Annotated in this window: 16 protein-coding genes and 1 tRNA gene; 4 read left to right on the forward strand and 13 right to left on the reverse strand. The window is 72.4% G+C overall.

The genetic code is table 11. The features are described 5' to 3' along the window. Window positions 1-2: 2 nt before the first annotated feature. A complete protein-coding gene (locus ACFWVE_RS25440; protein WP_384018239.1) occupies window positions 3-602 on the reverse strand; it encodes a TetR/AcrR family transcriptional regulator in 600 nt (199 codons plus the stop codon). A 258-nt stretch (window positions 603-860) separates the two neighbouring features. Here ACFWVE_RS25440 and ACFWVE_RS25445 point away from each other — a divergent pair, with 258 nt between their 5' ends. Continuing rightward, on the forward strand, window positions 861-4,223 hold the full coding sequence (locus tag ACFWVE_RS25445) for a S41 family peptidase (protein WP_384018242.1): 3,363 nt from the start codon (window positions 861-863) through the stop codon (window positions 4,221-4,223). Between the two features lie 64 nt (window positions 4,224-4,287). On the opposite strand, the gene ACFWVE_RS25450 is transcribed toward ACFWVE_RS25445, so the two are convergent. The 4 genes from ACFWVE_RS25450 to ACFWVE_RS25465 form a co-directional block, all read right to left on the reverse strand. After that, on the reverse strand, window positions 4,288-4,488 hold the full coding sequence (locus ACFWVE_RS25450) for a hypothetical protein (RefSeq protein WP_384018245.1): 201 nt from the start codon (window positions 4,486-4,488) through the stop codon (window positions 4,288-4,290). Between the two features lie 80 nt (window positions 4,489-4,568). Beyond that, window positions 4,569-5,504 (reverse strand): SDR family oxidoreductase, encoded by a 936-nt coding sequence (locus tag ACFWVE_RS25455; RefSeq protein WP_384018280.1) that lies wholly within the window; start codon window positions 5,502-5,504, stop codon window positions 4,569-4,571. An 11-nt stretch (window positions 5,505-5,515) separates the two neighbouring features. Beyond that, on the reverse strand, window positions 5,516-6,631 hold the full coding sequence (locus tag ACFWVE_RS25460) for an alpha/beta fold hydrolase (RefSeq protein ID WP_384018248.1): 1,116 nt from the start codon (window positions 6,629-6,631) through the stop codon (window positions 5,516-5,518). Then, on the reverse strand, window positions 6,628-8,166 hold the full coding sequence (locus ACFWVE_RS25465) for a flavin-containing monooxygenase (protein ID WP_384018251.1): 1,539 nt from the start codon (window positions 8,164-8,166) through the stop codon (window positions 6,628-6,630). Before ACFWVE_RS25465 ends, ACFWVE_RS25460 begins: the two co-directional genes overlap by 4 nt. 231 nt (window positions 8,167-8,397) lie before the next feature. Here ACFWVE_RS25465 and ACFWVE_RS25470 point away from each other — a divergent pair, with 231 nt between their 5' ends. Further along, entirely contained in the window at window positions 8,398-9,018 is a 621-nt protein-coding gene (locus ACFWVE_RS25470; protein WP_384018281.1) for a MerR family transcriptional regulator, read from the forward strand. Between the two features lie 6 nt (window positions 9,019-9,024). Here ACFWVE_RS25470 and ACFWVE_RS25475 read toward each other — a convergent pair whose 3' ends face one another. Next, window positions 9,025-9,828 (reverse strand): exodeoxyribonuclease III, encoded by an 804-nt coding sequence (locus ACFWVE_RS25475; RefSeq protein WP_384018254.1) that lies wholly within the window; start codon window positions 9,826-9,828, stop codon window positions 9,025-9,027. 79 nt (window positions 9,829-9,907) lie between these two features. Between ACFWVE_RS25475 and ACFWVE_RS25480 the strand changes: the two genes are divergently transcribed. Beyond that, window positions 9,908-10,384, forward strand: a complete 477-nt coding sequence (locus tag ACFWVE_RS25480; RefSeq protein WP_384018257.1) for a GNAT family N-acetyltransferase — start codon at window positions 9,908-9,910, stop codon at window positions 10,382-10,384. Window positions 10,385-11,021: 637 nt separating this feature from the next. Here the strand turns inward: ACFWVE_RS25480 and ACFWVE_RS25485 are convergent. The 7 genes from ACFWVE_RS25485 to galU form a co-directional block, all read right to left on the reverse strand. After that, window positions 11,022-11,095 (reverse strand) — tRNA-Ala (locus ACFWVE_RS25485). Between the two features lie 83 nt (window positions 11,096-11,178). Then, the gene (gene glpR, locus ACFWVE_RS25490; RefSeq protein ID WP_384018260.1) at window positions 11,179-12,480 is read right to left on the reverse strand and encodes a gephyrin-like molybdotransferase receptor GlpR; all 1,302 of its coding nucleotides are present in this window, start codon (window positions 12,478-12,480) and stop codon (window positions 11,179-11,181) included. Window positions 12,481-12,660: 180 nt separating this feature from the next. Next, window positions 12,661-13,311, reverse strand: coding sequence for a GNAT family N-acetyltransferase (locus ACFWVE_RS25495; RefSeq protein WP_384018263.1), 651 nt, complete (start codon window positions 13,309-13,311; stop codon window positions 12,661-12,663). A 17-nt stretch (window positions 13,312-13,328) separates the two neighbouring features. After that, entirely contained in the window at window positions 13,329-13,874 is a 546-nt protein-coding gene (locus ACFWVE_RS25500; RefSeq protein ID WP_384018266.1) for a molybdenum cofactor biosynthesis protein B, read from the reverse strand. Beyond that, complete coding sequence (gene moaC, locus ACFWVE_RS25505) at window positions 13,871-14,383, reverse strand: cyclic pyranopterin monophosphate synthase MoaC (RefSeq protein WP_384018269.1); 513 nt, start codon at window positions 14,381-14,383, stop codon at window positions 13,871-13,873. The genes ACFWVE_RS25500 and moaC overlap by 4 nt, the downstream gene beginning before the upstream one ends. Before the next feature lie 84 nt (window positions 14,384-14,467). Further along, window positions 14,468-15,790 (reverse strand): gephyrin-like molybdotransferase Glp, encoded by a 1,323-nt coding sequence (gene glp, locus ACFWVE_RS25510; RefSeq protein WP_384018272.1) that lies wholly within the window; start codon window positions 15,788-15,790, stop codon window positions 14,468-14,470. Next, window positions 15,787-16,698 carry a UTP--glucose-1-phosphate uridylyltransferase GalU gene (galU, locus tag ACFWVE_RS25515; protein ID WP_384018275.1) on the reverse strand — a complete coding sequence of 304 codons (912 nt, stop codon included), beginning with the start codon at window positions 16,696-16,698 and terminating at the stop codon, window positions 15,787-15,789. The genes glp and galU overlap by 4 nt, the downstream gene beginning before the upstream one ends. 92 nt (window positions 16,699-16,790) lie before the next feature. Between galU and ACFWVE_RS25520 the strand changes: the two genes are divergently transcribed. Next, entirely contained in the window at window positions 16,791-17,408 is a 618-nt protein-coding gene (locus tag ACFWVE_RS25520) for a 5-formyltetrahydrofolate cyclo-ligase (protein ID WP_384018277.1), read from the forward strand. Window positions 17,409-17,453 lie beyond the last annotated feature (45 nt).

A 17,453-nucleotide genomic window follows, 5' to 3' on the forward strand; every position in this document is an offset into this window, starting at 1 on the left:
GGTCAGCGAGGGGACACGCCGAGGGCGGGGAGCACCACGGCGTCGATGTACGAGGTGAGGAACTCCCGCGTGGGCGGCAGGTCGTCGATCAGCGTCCTCGTGGCGAACGCGCCGATGAGCATGTGCACGATGTAGGCCAGCGCCGGGTTGTCCGGGCGGACCTCGCCGCGCTCGACCGCACGCCGGACGATCCCCTGGAACTCCTCGACCTCGGGTTCCACGAGCAGGTCCTTGAAGGCCCGCCGCAGGTCGTCGTTCGTGTGCACCGCCATGGCGAGCGCCCGCATCAGGGCGGCGTTCTGCTCCATGACGCAGTCGTCCTCGCGGCCGATGATGCCGTGCAGGTCGCCCCGCAGGGAACCGGTGTCGACGTCGCCGATGCTGCCGGGCTTCTGGTGCCGCATGGCTCTGACCACCAGCTCGGCCTTGCCGCCCCACTGGCGGTAGAGGGTGGCCTTGCTGGACCGGGTGCGGGCGGCCACGGCGTCCATGGTGAGGGCGTCGTACCCGACCTCGCGGAGCAGGTCGAGCACGGCCGCGTACAACTCGGCCTCGCGCTCGGGGGTGATCCGGCTGCGCCGCACGGTCGCGACCTCGGTCATCCCGCTCACCTTCCCACTCCCTCGTCCCCGTCAGGGGTATCGCCGCGTCACACGGCACACGTCCGTACCCATGGTGCCGTACGTGTGCCGTCGCGTACGCGGATTCGTACGCGATCCCGTGCGCGGATTCCCACATGACGAATGTACCCGGGACTCCATGAAAACGAAACCGTTTCGTACGTGTGCTGGGTCACGGCCGGGAATCACCGCGCCCTCGCACGAGTTGCTGCGGCCCGTCCCCCGGAAAAGCATGGGGTGGTGAGCTATCTGCGCCTGCCGCACCTCAACGGTGACCTGCTGTGCTTCGTGGCCGAGGACGACCTCTGGCTCGCCCCGCTCGACGCCACGGGCGGCCGGGCCTGGCGGCTCACCGTCGACCGCACCAAGCTCGGCCATCCCCGCTTCTCCCCCGACGGCCGCCACATCGCGTACACGAGCTGGCGCAGCCTCGCCCCCGAGGTCCACCTGGTCCCGGTGGACGGCGGCCCCGGACACCGGCTCACCTACTGGGGCAGCTCCGACACCCGGGTCTGCGGCTGGGCTCCCCCGAACGGGAACGGGGGCGCCGAAATCCTCACCGTCGCCTCGCACGGCGAGCCGTTCTCGTACTTCACCTGGGCCTACAAGCTCTCCCCCGACGGCAGTCCGGGCCGCAAACTGCCCTGGGGCCCGGTGACCGACCTCCAGGCCGCCGACGTCGACGGGGAACGGCAGACCCTGCTGCTGACCGGCACCCCACCGCACGAACCGGCCTCCTGGAAGCGGTACCGGGGCGGGGCGACGGGCAGGCTGTGGCTGCACGGACGGCGCCTGCTCGGCGGGACGGACGGAGCGGACGCATCGGGTGGGGGCGGCGGCGCCGAAGGCATCGACGGGCATCTGCACTCCCCGATGTTCGTCGGCGGCCGGGTCGCCTTCCTCTCCGACCACGAGGGCGTCGGCAACCTGTACTCCGTGGCGTACGACGGCTCCGACCTGCGCCGTCACACCGATCATGACGCGTTCTACGCCCGCCACGCGTCCAGCGACGGCACCCGGGTCGTCTACCAGTGCGCCGGTGGCCTGTGGATCGTCGACGACCTGTCCCCGGGCTCGGTGCCGCGCCGGCTCGACATCACGCTGAGCGGGCCGCGCGCGGGGCGGCGCCGCTACCAGGTGCCCGCCGCCCACCACCTGGACGGCATCTCCGTGGACGAGACGGGCCGGGCCAGCGCCGTCGTCGTACGCGGCAGCCTGTACTGGCTCACCCACCGCGACGGCCCCGCCCGCACCCTCACGGACACCCCGGGCGTACGGGTGCGGCTGCCGGAGATGCTCGGCGCGGGCGGGCGGGTGGCGTACGTGACGGACGCCGACGGCGAGGACGCCATCGAGATCGCCTCCCTGCCCCGGGCGAGCGGTCACCGCCCCGCACTCCGGCTGGCCTCGGGGGAGCTGGGCCGGGTACTGGAGATGGTCGCCGACCCGGACGGCGGGCGGCTGGCCGTCGCCTCCCACGACGGACGCCTGCTGCTCGTCGACACCGGCGACGAGGACGGGGAGGCCGACGAGGCAGAAGGCTCCGGCGGCGGCTCCGGCGCTGTTCCCGTCCACCGGGTCACCGAGCTGATCCGGTCCGGCAACGGCCCCGTGCGCGACCTCGCGTTCTCGCCCGACGGCGGGTGGCTGGCCTGGTCGCACCCCGGTCTCGGGCGGTCGCTGCGGCAGATCAAACTGGCCCGGATGAAGGACCGGTTGGTCATCGACGTCACCAACGGCCGCTTCGAGGACGAGAATCCGGTCTTCACCCGGGACGGCCGCTACCTCGCCTTCCTGTCCTGGCGCGGCTTCGATCCGGTGTACGACGTGCACACCGGCGACCTGTCCTTCCCGCTGGGCTGCCGCCCGTACCTGGTGCCGCTGTCGTCGGCGACCCCCTCCCCCTTCGCCCTCAGCCCCGAGGGCCGGCCGGCCGCCGGGGGCCTCGACCCGGTGGAGGCCGAGGACACCGAGGACATCGGCGACAGCGGGGCGGTGACCGTCGAGACCGAGGGCCTGGAGAACCGGGTCACCCCCTTCCCGGTCGCCGCCTCCAAATACTCCGCGCTGCACCCGGTCGCGGGTGGCGGGCTGGTCTGGCTGCGCTGGCCGATCTCGGGCGCGCTCGGCGAGACCTTCGCCAACCCGGACGACACCAGTGGCCGGCCGACACTGGAGCACTTCACCATCAGCCGGGCGAAGAAGTCCGAACTCGTGGAGCACCTCGACTTCTTCGCGGTCAGCGGCGACGGCACCCGGCTGGTCGTCGCGGACGAGGGCGAGCCGCGCGCGGTGCCCGCGACCGAGCCGGGCGACAGCGACTCCACCGTGTGGATCGACGTCCGCCGCATCCTGCACGAGGCCGACCCGGGGGCCGAGTGGCGGCAGGCGTACGAGGAGGCGGGGCGGCTGACCCGGTCCTACTTCTGGGATCCCGGCATGTGCGGCATCGACTGGGACGCGATGCTCGCCCAGTACCGTCCGCTGGTCGAACGGGTCGCCTCCCCGGACGAGTTCGCGGACCTGCTGCGCGAACTCCTCGGCGAACTCGGCACGTCCCACGCCTACGTCACCGCCGCCCGCCGCAACGAGGGCCCGCCGCACTACCAGCGCCGCCAGGGCTTCCTCGGCGCCAACCTCGTCCTTCGCGAGGGGGGTTGGACGGTCCGGCGGATTCTCCCCGGTGACTCCTCCGATTCCCGGGCCCGCTCCCCGCTGGCCGGCACCGGCATCCGTGAGGGCGCCGTCCTCACCCATGTCGACGGCCGCCCGGTGGACCCGGTCACCGGACCCTATCCGCTGCTCGCGGGGGCGGGCGGTACGACGGTGGAGCTGACGTTCACCCCGGCCGAGGGCGCGGGCCCGCCCCGCAGGGTCGCCGTGGTCCCGTTGATCGACGAGCGCCCCCTGCGCTACCAGGACTGGGTGGCCAAACGGCGTGCGGTGGTGAGGGAGTTGAGCGGCGGCCGGTGCGGCTATCTGCACATCCCCGACATGGGCGGCTCGGGCTGGGCCCAGTTCAACCGCGATCTGCGTATGGAGGTGTCCCGTCCGGCCCTGATCGTGGACGTGCGCGGCAACGCCGGGGGCCACATCAGCGAGCTCGTCGTGGAGACCCTGACCCGCACCATCCTCGGCTGGGACCTCACCCGCGACGCCCAGCCCGTGTCGTACGCGGCCAACGCCCCGCGCGGGCCGGTGGTCGCCCTGGCGGACGAGGCGACCAGCTCCGACGGCGACATGATCACGGCCGCGTTCAAGCTGCTGGAACTGGGACCGGTGGTCGGGCAGCGCACCTGGGGCGGGGTCGTCGGCATGACCGGCCGGCACCGGCTGGGGGACGGCACGGTGATCACGGTGCCGATGAACGCGGCCTGGTTCGACGCGTACGGCTGGTCGGTGGAGAACAAGGGCGTCACCCCCGACCTGGAGGCCCTGCGCACCCCACTGGACTGGGCGGAGGGCCGGCACGCCGTACTGGACGACGCGGTCCGACTGGCCCTGGAACTCCTGGAGTCCGAGCCCCCGGCCACTCCCCCGACCTACGGCGACGTCCCCGACCGCTCCCGCCCGAAGCTGCCGCCGAGGACGTACGGGGGCTGATCGGACACGACGGGAAAGGGGCGCCTCCAGGAGGAGACGCCCCTTTCCCGCTCAGCTCACGACGTCAGGACCGGCGGCCCTGGTCGCTGCGCTGGTCGCGACGCTCCTCGGACTCCTGCTGCCGGCGACGCTGCGGCGGGTTGTCCGAGTCCTCCTCGCGACCGCGGCCGCGGTTCCGGTGCTGCTCCCCGGCCTCGCCCATCTTCTGCTTGGCCTGGTCCTGCATCCGCTCGGACTTCTCCTGGAACTGGTCCTTCATACCCATGTGGGTTCACTCCCGTGGGGGTGTGGGGGCTGTTGCCCGACCAGATTCACACGGGCCATCACCCTGCGCATGTCGATCAGTTACGCAGCGTGGTCCGACACTGTTCCGGGCCCGGCCGACTGCTGTTCCGAGCCCGGTCCGGGCCCGGTCCGGTGCTGTTCGTCGGCGGTGCCGCCGGCCCCGACCAGCCCCGTCCGCATCCCGGTGAGCCGGTCCGCGAACCGCCGCACCTCGCGCTGCCCGACGGTCCCGATCATGCCGGGCAGGTAACCGCGTACCCCCTGCATCCCCCGCAGCCACCACTGCCCGTACACATGGCTGGAGCGCCGTTCGATCCCGGCGACGAGCCGGTCCACCGCGGGACCCAGCGGGTACGTCTTGTTCGTCGGCCACGGCAGCCGCTGCCGCAGCTCCCTCATCACCGTGTCCTGGTCGGCCCCGCGCACCATGTCCGTGTCGGTCCACGACAGATAGCCGACGCCGACCCGCACACCCCGGTGTCCGACCTCGGCACGCAGGCTGTGCGCGTACGCCTCCACACCGGACTTGGACGCGCAGTACGCGGTCATCATCGGGGCCGGGGTGATCGCGGCGAGCGAGGCGATCTGGAGCAGGTAGCCGCGGCTCTCGGTCAGCAGCGGCAGGAACGCGCGGGCGGTGACGGCCGACCCGATCAGGTTGACCTCGATGACCCGCCGCCAGGACTCCGGGTCGGAGTCGGCGAACGGACCGCCGTTGGCCACACCGGCGTTGGCGACGACCACGTCGACCCGCCCGAAGCGTTCCTTCACCTCCGCCGCGACCCGGGTCATCGCCTCGTGGTCGGTGACGTCGGCGTGCCAGTGGTCGCTCTCGCTGTGCAGCCGCGCCGAGACCTGCTTGAGCCCGTCCGGCTCCAGTCCGACCAGCGCCACCTTCACCCCGCGCGCGGACAGCTTGCGGGCGAGCAACTCCCCCACCCCGCGCGCCGCTCCGGTGACGACGGCGACCTGGCCTTCGAGACGGCCCCTGGTCATGCGCTGTCCACTCATGCGCTCTCCTCGGCAGGTGCGGCGGGTGCAACCGGTGCGGCGGGTACGGCGGGTGTGGCAGGTGCGGCGGATACGGCAGGTGCAACCGGTACGGCAGGTGCAACCGGTACGGCAGGTGCGGCGGGTGTGGCAGGTGCGGCGGGCACGGCGGGTGCAACCGGTACGGCAGGTGCAACCGGTACGGCAGGTGCAACCGGTACGGCAGGTGCGGTGGAGGTGTGGGAGGCGACGAGTTCCCGGATCCGCGCGGTGACCAGGTCGGGCGCCTCGACGGGGGTCATGTGGCCGACGCCGGGCAGTTCGGTGAGCCCGAGGCAGTGCGGCAGTTCGGCGGCGATCGCCCGCGCGTGCACCGGCGGGGTCAGCCGGTCCGCGGTACCGGCGACGACGGCCGTGGGCACCCGCAACTCCCGTACGCCATGGCCGAGATCGAGCAGGTCGAGCACGTGCGACCAGGAGTGGCGGACCGTGCGCGGGCAGGCGTGCACGATGCGGGCGCACGCCTCGACCATGTGCGGCGTCGAACCGGGCCCCATCGTGGCGTACTTGAGGATACGGCGGGCGGCCGGCGTGACGGGCCCGAGCGGGGCCCGGGAGCCGAGGACGCGCCGGGTCAGCCAGGTCCGTACCCGCCCCGGCCCGATCGGCAGCACCGTCGACTCGGCTACCAGCCGTGAACTGCCGGTGCTGCACAGCAGCACGGCCCCCGCGTGCTCGACGAAGGCGGGCCGGGCGGACGCGGCCATGACCGCCATGCCGCCCATGGAGTGCCCGGCGATCACGGCCTGTTCGCCGGGCGCGAGCGTGGCGGTCAGGACGGCTTCCAGGTCGTCGGCGAGCGCGTCGGTGGTGCAGTCCCGGCTCGCGGGGGTCCGTCCGTGGCCACGCTGGTCGTACGCGATCACCCTGTGGTCGGGGGCGAGTTCGCGGATCTGGGCCGCCCAGAAGGCGGTCGAGCAGGTCCAGCCGTGGGCGAGGACGACCGCGGGCACCCCGTCGGGCCCGTGCACCTCGACGTGCAGCCGGGTGCCGTCGGCGGAGACGGCGGTGAGTTCACGGGCGGGGACGGGCGGGGCGTAGGGCCCCGCGGAGACATGCGCCGGCCGGCTCACGCGACCACCTCGGCGCTCTCGTGGGGTGCGGCGTCCTTCTTCCCGGGCGCCGCCCGCAGAACGGTGTACTCGGCGAGGTCCACGCGCCGGGTGGCCCGCCGGAACTCGGCGGTCGTACCCGGCCAGACGGTGGTGTTGCGGCCGTTCGCGTCCAGGTACCAGCTGGTGCAGCCACCGGTGTTCCACACCGTGCGCTTCATCCGCTCCTGCACCCGGTGGTTCCAGCCGCGGACGGCGCTGGGGCGGGCGTCGAGGGCGACCCGGCCGCCGAGGACGTCGAGTTGGCGGAGGTAGTCGGCCAGGTAGTTCAGCTGGGACTCGATCATGAGGATCATGGAGGAGTTCCCGAGGCCGGTGTTGGGCCCGATGAGCGTCATGAAGTTGGGGAACCCGGCGGCCGCGGCACCGCGCAGCGCCTCCATGCCGCCCGTCCAGGACTCGGCGAGGGTCTTCCCCTGCGCACCGACGACCCGCTCGGCGATGGGCATGTCGGTGACGTGGAACCCGGTCCCGAACACGATCGCGTCGACCTCGGCCTCGGCCCCGTCGGCCGCGACGACGGTCGGCCCGCGGACCTCGCCCAGCCCGCCGTCGACGACCTCGACGTTGGGCTGCGCGATCGCCGGATAGTACGTGCTGGACAGCAGGATGCGCTTGCAGCCGATGCGGTAGTCGGGGGTGAGCCGGGCGCGCAGGGCGGGGTCCTTGATGGCGCGGGCCATGTTGCGCTTGGCCAGTTGCTCCACGAAGCCCAGTTCGCCCGGGTGCTTGGTGAACGCCTGGACCTGCAACTCCCGTACACCCCACAGCAGTCCGCGGCGCAGCTGGGTGGTGAAGGGCAGTGCCCGGTGCAGGGCCCGTTCGGCCCCGCCGATGGCCCGGTCGACGCGGGGCAGGACCCAGGGCGGGGTGCGCTGGAAGAGGGTGAGGCGGGAGACGAGCGGCTGGACGGCCGGCACGATCTGGATCGCCGACGCGCCCGTGCCGACCATGGCGACCCGCTTGCCGCGCAGGTCGTAGTCGTGGTCCCAGCGGGCGGAGTGGAAGACCTTGCCGGGGAAGGTGTCGAGCCCCGGGATGTCGGGGACCTTGGGCTCGGACAGCGGCCCGGTGGCGGACACGACCACATCGGCGCTGAGGTTGCCGCTGCTGGTCTCGATGTCCCAGCGCAGCCGCTCCGTGTCCCACACCATCCGCTTCACCTCCGAGTCGAAGCGGATGTGCGGGCGCAGCCCGAAGACGTCGGTGACGTGCTCGAGGTAGGCGCGGATGTGCTCCTGCCCGGAGAAGGAGCGCGGCCAGTCGGGGTTGGGTGCGAAGGAGAACGAGTACAGGTGCGAGGGCACGTCGCACGCGCACCCCGGATAACTGTTGTCCCGCCAGGTGCCGCCGACGGACCCGGCCCGCTCCAGGACGACGAAGTCGGTGACCCCTTCGCGCCGCAGCCGCACGGCGGCCCCCAGCCCGCCGAACCCGGACCCGATCACCGCGACCCGTACGTGCTCGTGCTCGTGTTCGTGTTCGTGTTCGGCCATCCCGAAGCCTCCAGCCCTTACGCACCGCAGAGAACCTTGCCAGTGACCACTGGCGCAATGGGGAGAGTAGGACAGTCGGCTACTGATGGGTAGGGGGCACGCAGGAAAAAGTTACCGCCGGTACGCCCTCGGGGGCCGCGCTCGTCGTGCCCACGCGAGTTCGACAGCAGGGCCTAGGCTGCTGACGTGGCAGAGGAAGCGGAACCCAGGGGCGAGCGGCGCGAGTACCGCATGGAGGAACTGGCCCGTCTGGCCGGCATCACGGTGCGCACGCTGCGCTTCTACCGCGAACGCAAGCTGATACCGCCGCCCCGCCGCGAGGGCCGCATAGCCTGGTACGACGACCACCACCTGGCCCGGCTGCGCACGATCACGGCGCTGCTGGAGCGCGGCCACACCCTGAACGGCATAGCGGAACTCGCCGAGGCCTTCGACCACGGCCGCGACGTCGGCGAACTCCTCGGCATGGACACCCCCACCGAGGAAACGCCGGTCCGCCTCACCCCCGAGGAACTCGCCGACTACTTCGCGGGCGACGTCACCCCGGAGAACCTGGCCGCCGCGATGGACCTCGGCTACCTCGGCACGGACGGCGGGGAGATCGTCCACATCAGCCGCCGCCTGCTGGACGTCTCGTCCGCCCTGGTCCGCGAGGGCATCCCGCTCGCGGAGGTGCTGCGCGCGGGCCGCGAGGTCCGCACCCACACCGAGGCCATGGCCGACCTCTTCACCGAACTGATCCTGCGCCACGCCTCCGCGGAAGCCGTGCAGCGCCTGCGCCCCCTGACCCGCAGCGTGGTCGACGCGGAACTCTCCCTGGCGATGGACCGCCGACTGCGCAAACGGGACTGACGGCTGTCAGCGGTCGTAGACCACCGTCACCGGCGCGTGGTCCGACCAGCGTTCGGCGTGCGTGGCAGCGCGTTCCACGTAACCCTTGACCGCGCGGGCGGCCAGCCCGGGGGTGGCCACGGCGAGGTCGATGCGCCACCCTGCATCGTTGTCGAAGGCCCGCCCCCGGTACGACCACCACGAGTACGGCCCCTCGACCTCCGGATGCAGCGCCCGCACGACGTCCACGTACCCGCCGTCGGCCGGGTCGAGGACCCGGCCCAGCCACTCCCGCTCCTCGGGCAGGAACCCGGAGTTCTTGGTGTTGCCGCGCCAGTTCTTCAGGTCGGCCTGCTCGTGCGCGATGTTCCAGTCCCCGCAGACGACGACCTCACGGCCGCCGGCGGCGGCCCGCTCCCTCAGTCCCTTCAGGTACGCGAGGAACTCCCCCATGAAGCGCATCTTCTCGTCCTGCCGCTCGGTGCCGACCTCGCCGGAGGGCAGATAGAGCGAGGCGACGGTGACCCCGGGGAGGTCCACCTCCACGTACCGCCCGCTGCCGTCGAACTCGGCCGACCCGAAGCCGACCTGGACGCGATCGGGCGCACGCCGCGTGTACAGCGAAACCCCGGCGCGCCCCTTCGCGGCGGCGGGCGCGTGCACCACATGCCACCCCTCGGGCTCCCGGACGTGCCCGGGCAGTTGCTGCGGCTCCGCGCGCACCTCCTGCAAGCACACCACGTCGGCGGAGGTCCCGGCCAGCCACTCCACGAAGCCCTTCTTGGCGGCGGCACGCAGTCCGTTGACATTGACGGAGGTCACAGTGAACATCAGGGCACGATACCGGCACACTGGACGGGGCCCGAAAACGGATCCCTCACGTCTCCCGGATTGATCTACCTTGCTTCGCATGAACATCCGCCGCGTCTCCTACGACCACCCCGACGCCGTCAAGCTGAACGACGAGGTCCAGGCCGAGTACCACGTCCGCTACGGCGACGGCGGCGACGCCACCCCCATGGACCCCGCGGACTTCCAGCCGCCGAACGGCATCTACCTGATCGCCTACGACGAGAACGACACCCCCGTCGCCTCCGGCGGCTGGCGCGTCCAGAACGCCAACGGCGAGGGCAACCGCGACGGGGACGCCGAGCTGAAGCGGATGTACGTGATCGAGCAGATGCGCGGCCGGGGCCTGGCCCGCCGCATCCTGGCCGCCCTGGAGGAGGACGCCCGCGCGGCCGGCCGCCTGCGCATGGTCCTGGAGACGGGCACGAAGCAGCCGGAAGCCATCGCCCTGTACACCTCCAGCGGCTACGGGCCCTGCGAGAAGTTCGGCTACTACCGCTTCGAGGCCGACAGCCGCTGCTACGCGAAGGCGCTGTAGGGAGCGAACGACGATCCCGGGGCTGCCGGCCTCCGGTCACCACCGGTCACTACCGGAAGACCTCCCCCGCGATGATCCGAAGGGCTTTGGGCATGGACCTCGTCGTCACTGGCCGGGTCTCGTTTCCCGCCCCCTGCAGCGGATCCTCGACGCCTCTTCCATGAGCGCCTTGGTCTCGGTGATGTCGGTGGACTCTTCCGCGCGATGGTGGAGGCCGGCCGTGTGCGCGTCGAACTCCGGATCCCGTGCATCGCGTACTCCCCCGCCACCGGGCCATGAACGCAGGCACGGTACTGATGTCGTACGCGTCCGCGACGGCCCACTTCCCGTGTTCCTCGAAGTCGGGGAGGAGTCGGGGCGTACTGAGCGATAGCAGCGCGCAGCGCCTTCGGGGCCCGCTCGGGCACGGACGGAATGAAGGGCGGAGCAGTGACGGATCGAGGTCACCGGTGGCAATCGTGTCCGGTGCCTCCTGGACGCAGCCCGGGAACCGTACTGGAGCACCTTTGCCGGCACAGGGCATCCCGTCGGCCACGGACCGCCGACGGGATGAGATGACGACCAACGCCGGCCTCTCGAGGTTCGCACCACACGAAGAAGCCCCCGCCGGTTTCCCGGCGGGGGCTTTCAGCTGCGGTGGACCTGTGGGGATTTGAACCCCAGACCCCCTCGATGCGAACGAGGTGCGCTACCAGACTGCGCCACAGGCCCTTGCAACGAGAGAAACCTTAGCACCCCGATCGGGGTGCTCGGAAATCCGTTGCCGGTGGGGGGTCACCTGCGGTTTCGGGGGGTCACTCGTTGGCGGCGCGGGGGCGGTCGCCGTCCTCGTACTGGTCGAACAGCGGGGTGCGGCCGCGCTCGCGGGCCCGGCGGGCCGAGGCCGCCGTGGGGGTCCCCCCGCGCGAGCGCCTTCGGGCGGGGGGGAGGGCGTCGGTGCGGCCGGGGTCGTCCGGGTGGCCGTCCTCGTCGTCTCCGGCACCCTCCGGGTCCTCCGCGTCGTCGGACGCGGCGGCCTCCTCCGGGCCCGGGGCCATGGAGCTCGAGCGGGCCGAGCTCCAGGTGTCCGGGGCGCCGAGGTCCACGTCGCTGGTGGCGCGCGGGGCGACCGGGGCGGTCACGTACGTGGGCAGCGGGACCGGGACCGGGTCCCAGCTGTCGCCGCCCTGGCCGGGACGCCGCTGGCGCTCGCGCTGCTGGTCGACCCACTCGGCGTGGTCGGTCTGCTCCACGAGGGCCCGCCGGTCGGCGGCCAGCGCGGAGAGACCGGGGTCGGTGGCAGGGTTCACGCCCGGTTCGAGGGCCGGTCCGAAACCCTGTTCGGGTCCCTCCGGTTCGTCGGCGTCCGTGTCGGCGGCGGACGGGCGGCGGCGCGGCTGGCGTTCGCGCTCACGCAGCCGCTGCGCCGCGGCCTCGGCCTGGCGGCGGTCCATCTGGTACGCGAACCGGCGGAGCTCCTGGGAGCGCAGGTACGCGATGTAGACGCTCAGCAGCACGGCCGGCACTCCGGGCGCCCACAGGAACGCGAGTCCGCCGACCGCCGCGACGACCGCGCCGAGGGTGAAGGCGACGAAGAGCAGGGTGGTGGTGCGCCGACGGCGTGCGAGCACCTTCGAGCGCCGGGCGCGTGCCGCGGCGGCCTGGGCCGACGCGGACTGCCGGGCGGAGGGCCGGTCCGGCCCGGCGGGCTGCGCCCTTCGGGGGTCCCGTTCGCGGCGGGCGGACGGGACGCGCTCACGTGCGGGACGGGACCCGGGGCCGCGCCGGTCCGGCCGCTGCGCGGGCTGCTGCTCCCGTACGGGCGCCTGCACCTGCGGGCGGGTCTGGGACACGGCGAAGGCCCGGACGTCCACCGAATCGGTGACCGCGTCCGGGTCGTGGGCGCCCTGCTCCTCCTCGTCGGTGGAGCGCGCCCGCAGGTCCTTGGCGTACCGGCGCTCCATGCCCGCCCGTCCGGACAACAAACGGATGGCCGTGCTGAAGCGTTCCGTCGGACGGGCTTCGTTCAGCTCGTCCTGCCTACGGAGCCACATCGGCACCAAGTAGGCGGCCCAGGCCCCGACAATGACTGCGTAGATGAGGCCGCTGCTGCTCACGCCTCACACGGTAGAGGGGTTTAGGTGGGGCCATCCGCCAATTGGACCGGTGTGTCGCACGATCCGGCTGATATCTCGAACTTTTTTGGATCGATGCGATCAGCAGACCGCCCGAAACGCGAAACTCCCCGCCTTCACCGGCTTCGGACGGGCGCCGGACGATCGAATTCGAACGTTTATTCAATTACCGGGGCTGTGCGGGATTCCGGGATTACGCCACTCGCCCTCCGGCCGCGCACGCCGGGAGCGTTCCCGTTGCCAGCGGCCGAGCAACCCCTCGGGCACCTCTTCCGCCGTGAGCGCGAAGACGAGGTGGTCGCGCCAGGCTCCGTCGATGTGCAGATAACGCGGGCGCAGCCCCTCCGCACGGAATCCGAGTTTCTCCACGACCCGCAGGCTGGGCGCGTTCTCGGGACGAATGCACACCTCGACGCGGTGCAGCCCGACCGTAAGGAAACAGTGGTCCACGGCCATCGCCACGGCCGTCGGCATGACTCCGCGGCCGGCCACCGCCTCGTCCACCCAGTAGCCGACGTGACCCGAGCACATCGAGCCCCAGGTGATCCCGGCGACCGTCAACTGGCCGACCAGAAGCCCCTGGTACTCGATGACGAACGGCAGCATCCGGCCCGCGTGCGCCTCGGCCCTCAGATGGCGGACCATCTGGCGGTAGGTCGGCCGGTGCACGACCGGACCGGCGGGGGTGGGCGGCGGGATGGTCGCCTCCCAGGGCCGCAGCCAGTCACGGTTGCGGCGGTTGACCTCGCGCCAGGCCCGCTGGTCGCGCAGCTTTATGGGCCTCAGGACGACGTCGCCGGCCGTCAGCTCCACGGGCCAGGCCGGGCTGTTCAGCTCGCACCCCCGCCACTGGCCCCCGGCCCGGGGTGGTCACCGCCGCGCAGTTGGTCGACCGCGTGCTTCAGCAGCGGCTCCAGGACGGCGAGACCGTCCTTCACCCCGCCACGGGACCCCGGCAGGTTGACGATCAGGGTCCCGCCCTCCGCGACCCCCGCGATGCCCCGGGAGAGGGCGGCCGTCGGCACCTTGTCCCGGCCGTACGCCCGGATGGCCTCCGCGATGCCGGGCACCTCGTGGCCGATCACCGCGCGGGTCGCCTCGGGGGTGCGGTCGGTGGGCGAGATGCCGGTGCCGCCGGTGGTCACGATGACGTCGTATCCGGCCTCGGTGCCCGCGCGCAGCGCGGCCTGCACCGGGTCGCCGTCCGGGACCACCTGGGGACCGTCGACGGCGAAGCCGAAGCGCCGCAGGCCCTCGGCGATCAGCGGGCCGCCCGTGTCCTCGTAGACGCCGGCGGCGGCGCGGTTGGAGGCGGTGATCACCAGGGCGCTGTACGGCGCGAGCAGTGCGCCCCCGACGGATGTGTCGAGTGTCATGCCCTGCTCCAGTCGCCCGATGCGCCGCCCGTCTTCTCCTCCACCCGAACGTCCGTGATGACCGCCTTCTTGTCGACCGCCTTGACCATGTCGATCACGGTGAGCGCGGCGACCGAGACCGCGGTGAGCGCCTCCATCTCGACGCCCGTGCGGTCCGTCGTCCTCACGGTGGCGGTGATCTCCACGGCGTCGTCCGCGACCGACAGGTCCAGTGTCACACCGGACACCGCCAGGGGGTGGCACAGCGGGATCAGGTCGGGGGTGCGTTTGGCGCCCATGATGCCCGCGATCCGCGCGGTGGCCAGGGCGTCTCCCTTGGGGACCCCCTCGCCCCGCAGCAGTTCGATCACCCGGGGCGAGACCAGGACGCGGCCGGTGGCGCGGGCGGTGCGCGCGGTCACGTCCTTGCCGGAGACGTCGACCATACGGGCGGCGCCCGCCTCGTCGATGTGCGTCAGACGATTCTGGTCAGGGGGTCCGGGGGTGTCCCCCCGGGAAGGCACGGTCATGAGTGTGGCGCTCCCGGTCCGGGCCCGCCGCGGTGCGGCGCACGGGCCTGCTGTGCGCGACACGGTACCGCCAACCCGTGCGGGTCAGCCGAGCAGGATCACCTCGACATCGGCGCCGGAGACGACGGACTCGGTGTCCTCGGGGACGACGATCAGCGCGTTCGCCCGGGCGAGGGCGGCCACCAGGTGGGATCCGGCGCCGCCGACCGGGGTCACCTCGCCGTCGGCGTACCGGCCGCGCAGGAACTGGCGGCGGCCCCTCGGCGAGCTCAGCGCCCCGCCCGCGGTGAGGGTGGCGCGCGCTCTCGGCCGGTGGACGTCCGTGAGGCCCATCAGGGTGCGGATGGCGGGACGGGCGAACAGCTCGAAGGAGACGTACGAGGAGACCGGGTTGCCGGGGAGGGCCAGCAGCGGGGTGTGGTCGGGGCCGATGGAGCCGAAGCCCTGGGGCTTGCCGGGCTGCATGGCGAGCTTGCGGAAGTCGATGCCGCTGCCCGGCTCGTCCTCGTCGCCGACGGACGACAGCGCCTCCCTGACGACGTCGTACGCCCCGACGCTCACACCGCCGGTGGTGACCATCAGGTCGGCGCGCACCAGCTGGTCCTCGATGGTGTCCCGCAGGGTGTCGGCGTCGTCGGCGACGGCACCCACGCGGTAGGCGATGGCGCCGGCGTCGCGGGCGCAGGCGGTGAGGGAGAAGCTGTTGGAGTCGTAGATCTGCCCGGCGCTCAGCTCCCCCTCGGGCTGGACGAGTTCGCTGCCGGTGGACATCACCACCACGCGCGGGCGTGGGCGCACCCGCACCCTGCCGCGGCCGATCGCGGCCAGGAGGGAGATCTGCGGCGGGCCGAGGACCGTGCCGGCCTCCAGTGCGCGGTCTCCGGCCCGTACGTCGCTGCCCCGGGCGCGCACGTGCGCGCGTGCCTCGGCCGGGCGGTACACGAGCACCTGCCCGGTGGCCCCCCCGGGGGCCGAACTGCGGGCCCGCATCGCGGCGACCGGGCCCTCGCCGAGCCCGCCGTCGGTCCACTCGACGGGGACGACGGTCTCGGCACCGGGCGGGAGCGGGGCGCCGGTCATGATGCGTACGGCCTGGCCGGGGCCGACCTGGAGCAGGTCGGCCTGGCCGGCCGCGACGTCACCGACGACCTCGAGGGCCGCCGGGTACTGCTCGCTCGCGCCCGCGACATCCGCGACCCGCACCGCGTACCCGTCCATGGAGCTGTTGTCGAACGGCGGCAGGGACACCGGCACCGTGACGTCGTCGACCAGGACGCAGCCCTGGGCGTCGAGGAGGTTCAGCTCGATGGGTTCCAGGGGGCGGACGGTGGCGAGGATGTCGTCCAGGTGCTCGTCCACCGACCAGAGGTGGTCCGGGCCTGCGGTGCGGGGCGCGGCGGTGCTCAAGGCTGCTGCATCTCCTCGGTGACATAACGGCGGAGCCAGGTCCGGAAGTCCGGTCCCAGGTCTTCACGTTCGCACGCGAGTCGGACAATGGCACGCAGGTAGTCGCCCCGGTCGCCGGTGTCATAACGGCGGCCCTTGAAGACCACGCCGTGCACCGGGCCGCCGACGTTCTCGTCGGCGGCGAGCTGCTGGAGGGCGTCGGTGAGCTGGATCTCGCCGCCGCGGCCCGGCTCGGTCTTGCGCAGTATGCCGAAGACGTGCGGGTCGAGGACGTAGCGGCCGATGATGGCGTAGTTGGAGGGCGCGTCGGCCGGTTCGGGCTTCTCGACCAGGCCGCTGACCCGGACCACGTCGGAGTCGGCGGTGGCCTCGACGGCGGCGGAGCCGTAGAGGTGGATCTGCTCCGGGGCGACCTCCATGAGCGCGACGACGCTGCCGCCGTGCTGCTCCTGGACCTCGATCATGCGCTGGAGCAGGCAGTCGCGCGGGTCGATCAGGTCGTCGCCCAGGAGGACGGCGAAGGGTTCGTCGCCGACGTGCGGGGCGGCGCACAGGACGGCGTGGCCGAGGCCCTTGGGGTCGCCCTGGCGGACGTAGTGCATGGTCGCGAGGTCGCTGGATTCCTGGACCTTGGCGAGGCGGGCGGCGTCACCCTTCCTGGTGAGGGCGGACTCCAGTTCGTAGTTGCGGTCGAAATGGTCCTCCAGGGGGCGCTTGTTGCGGCCCGTCACCATGAGGACGTCGTCCAGACCGGCGGCGGCGGCCTCTTCGACCACGTACTGGATCGCCGGCTTGTCGACGACCGGCAGCATCTCCTTGGGAGTGGCCTTGGTGGCCGGCAGGAACCGGGTTCCGAGGCCCGCCGCGGGGATGACAGCCTTGGTGATCCGAGGGTGCGACTGAATCATGCCCGCCACCATATCCGCTGCCTTCGCAGGGAATCTGGGGCTCCGCACATTTAAAGCTCATATGAGCATATTGGAACGGTACGGGGACAGAGTTGAGACAGAACGAACGCGCGAACGATCATGCCAAGCGGGCGTTGCGACGGGAAATCCTCCTGGCGAGGGGAAGGTTGACGGCGGGTGACGTACGGGAGTCGGCGACCGCGTTGGCCGGTCGTGCGCTCGGACTGCCCGAACTGGCGCACGCGCGCACGGTGGCGGCGTACGTCTCCGTCGGGAGCGAACCCGGCACCCTCGCGCTCCTCGACGCCCTGCGCGCGCGGGGCGTACGCGTGCTGCTGCCGGTCCTGCTTCCCGACAACGACCTGGACTGGGGCGCGTACACCGGCGGGGAATCGCTCGCGCGCGTGCGGCACGGCGGCGGACGGTTGACGCTGCTCGAACCGTCCGGGGAGCGCCTCGGTCCGGACGCCGTGACCGGGGCGGACGTGGTGCTGCTGCCGGGCCTGGCCGTCGACGCGCGCGGGATGCGGCTGGGGCGCGGCGGGGGCTCGTACGACCGGGTGCTGGCCCGGCTGGAACGCGCGGGCGCACACCCGGCGCTGGTGGTGCTGCTGTACGGCACGGAGGTCGTCGAGCGGGTTCCCGAGGAGCCGCACGACCGTCCGGTGCACGCGGTGGTGACGCCTTCGGGGGTACGGCGGTTCGGCTGAACCGGTGCACGGACACACGGAAGCGGCCTCCACGCGTGCGTGGAG

Source organism: Streptomyces sp. NPDC058632 (assembly GCF_042717095.1).
Lineage (GTDB): Bacteria > Actinomycetota > Actinomycetes > Streptomycetales > Streptomycetaceae > Streptomyces.

Coding starts and splice junctions, on each gene's coding strand:
- ACFWVE_RS25465 (WP_384018251.1), bottom strand. CDS start 8,166: ATGGCCGAACACGAACACGAACACGAGCACGAGCACGTACGGGTCGCG.
- ACFWVE_RS25440 (WP_384018239.1), bottom strand. CDS start 602: ATGACCGAGGTCGCGACCGTGCGGCGCAGCCGGATCACCCCCGAGCGC.
- moaC (WP_384018269.1), bottom strand. CDS start 14,383: ATGACCGTGCCTTCCCGGGGGGACACCCCCGGACCCCCTGACCAGAAT.
- ACFWVE_RS25450 (WP_384018245.1), bottom strand. CDS start 4,488: ATGGGTATGAAGGACCAGTTCCAGGAGAAGTCCGAGCGGATGCAGGAC.
- galU (WP_384018275.1), bottom strand. CDS start 16,698: ATGATTCAGTCGCACCCTCGGATCACCAAGGCTGTCATCCCCGCGGCG.
- ACFWVE_RS25470 (WP_384018281.1), top strand. CDS start 8,398: ATGGAGGAACTGGCCCGTCTGGCCGGCATCACGGTGCGCACGCTGCGC.
- ACFWVE_RS25500 (WP_384018266.1), bottom strand. CDS start 13,874: ATGACACTCGACACATCCGTCGGGGGCGCACTGCTCGCGCCGTACAGC.
- ACFWVE_RS25455 (WP_384018280.1), bottom strand. CDS start 5,504: ATGACCAGGGGCCGTCTCGAAGGCCAGGTCGCCGTCGTCACCGGAGCG.
- ACFWVE_RS25480 (WP_384018257.1), top strand. CDS start 9,908: ATGAACATCCGCCGCGTCTCCTACGACCACCCCGACGCCGTCAAGCTG.
- ACFWVE_RS25475 (WP_384018254.1), bottom strand. CDS start 9,828: ATGTTCACTGTGACCTCCGTCAATGTCAACGGACTGCGTGCCGCCGCC.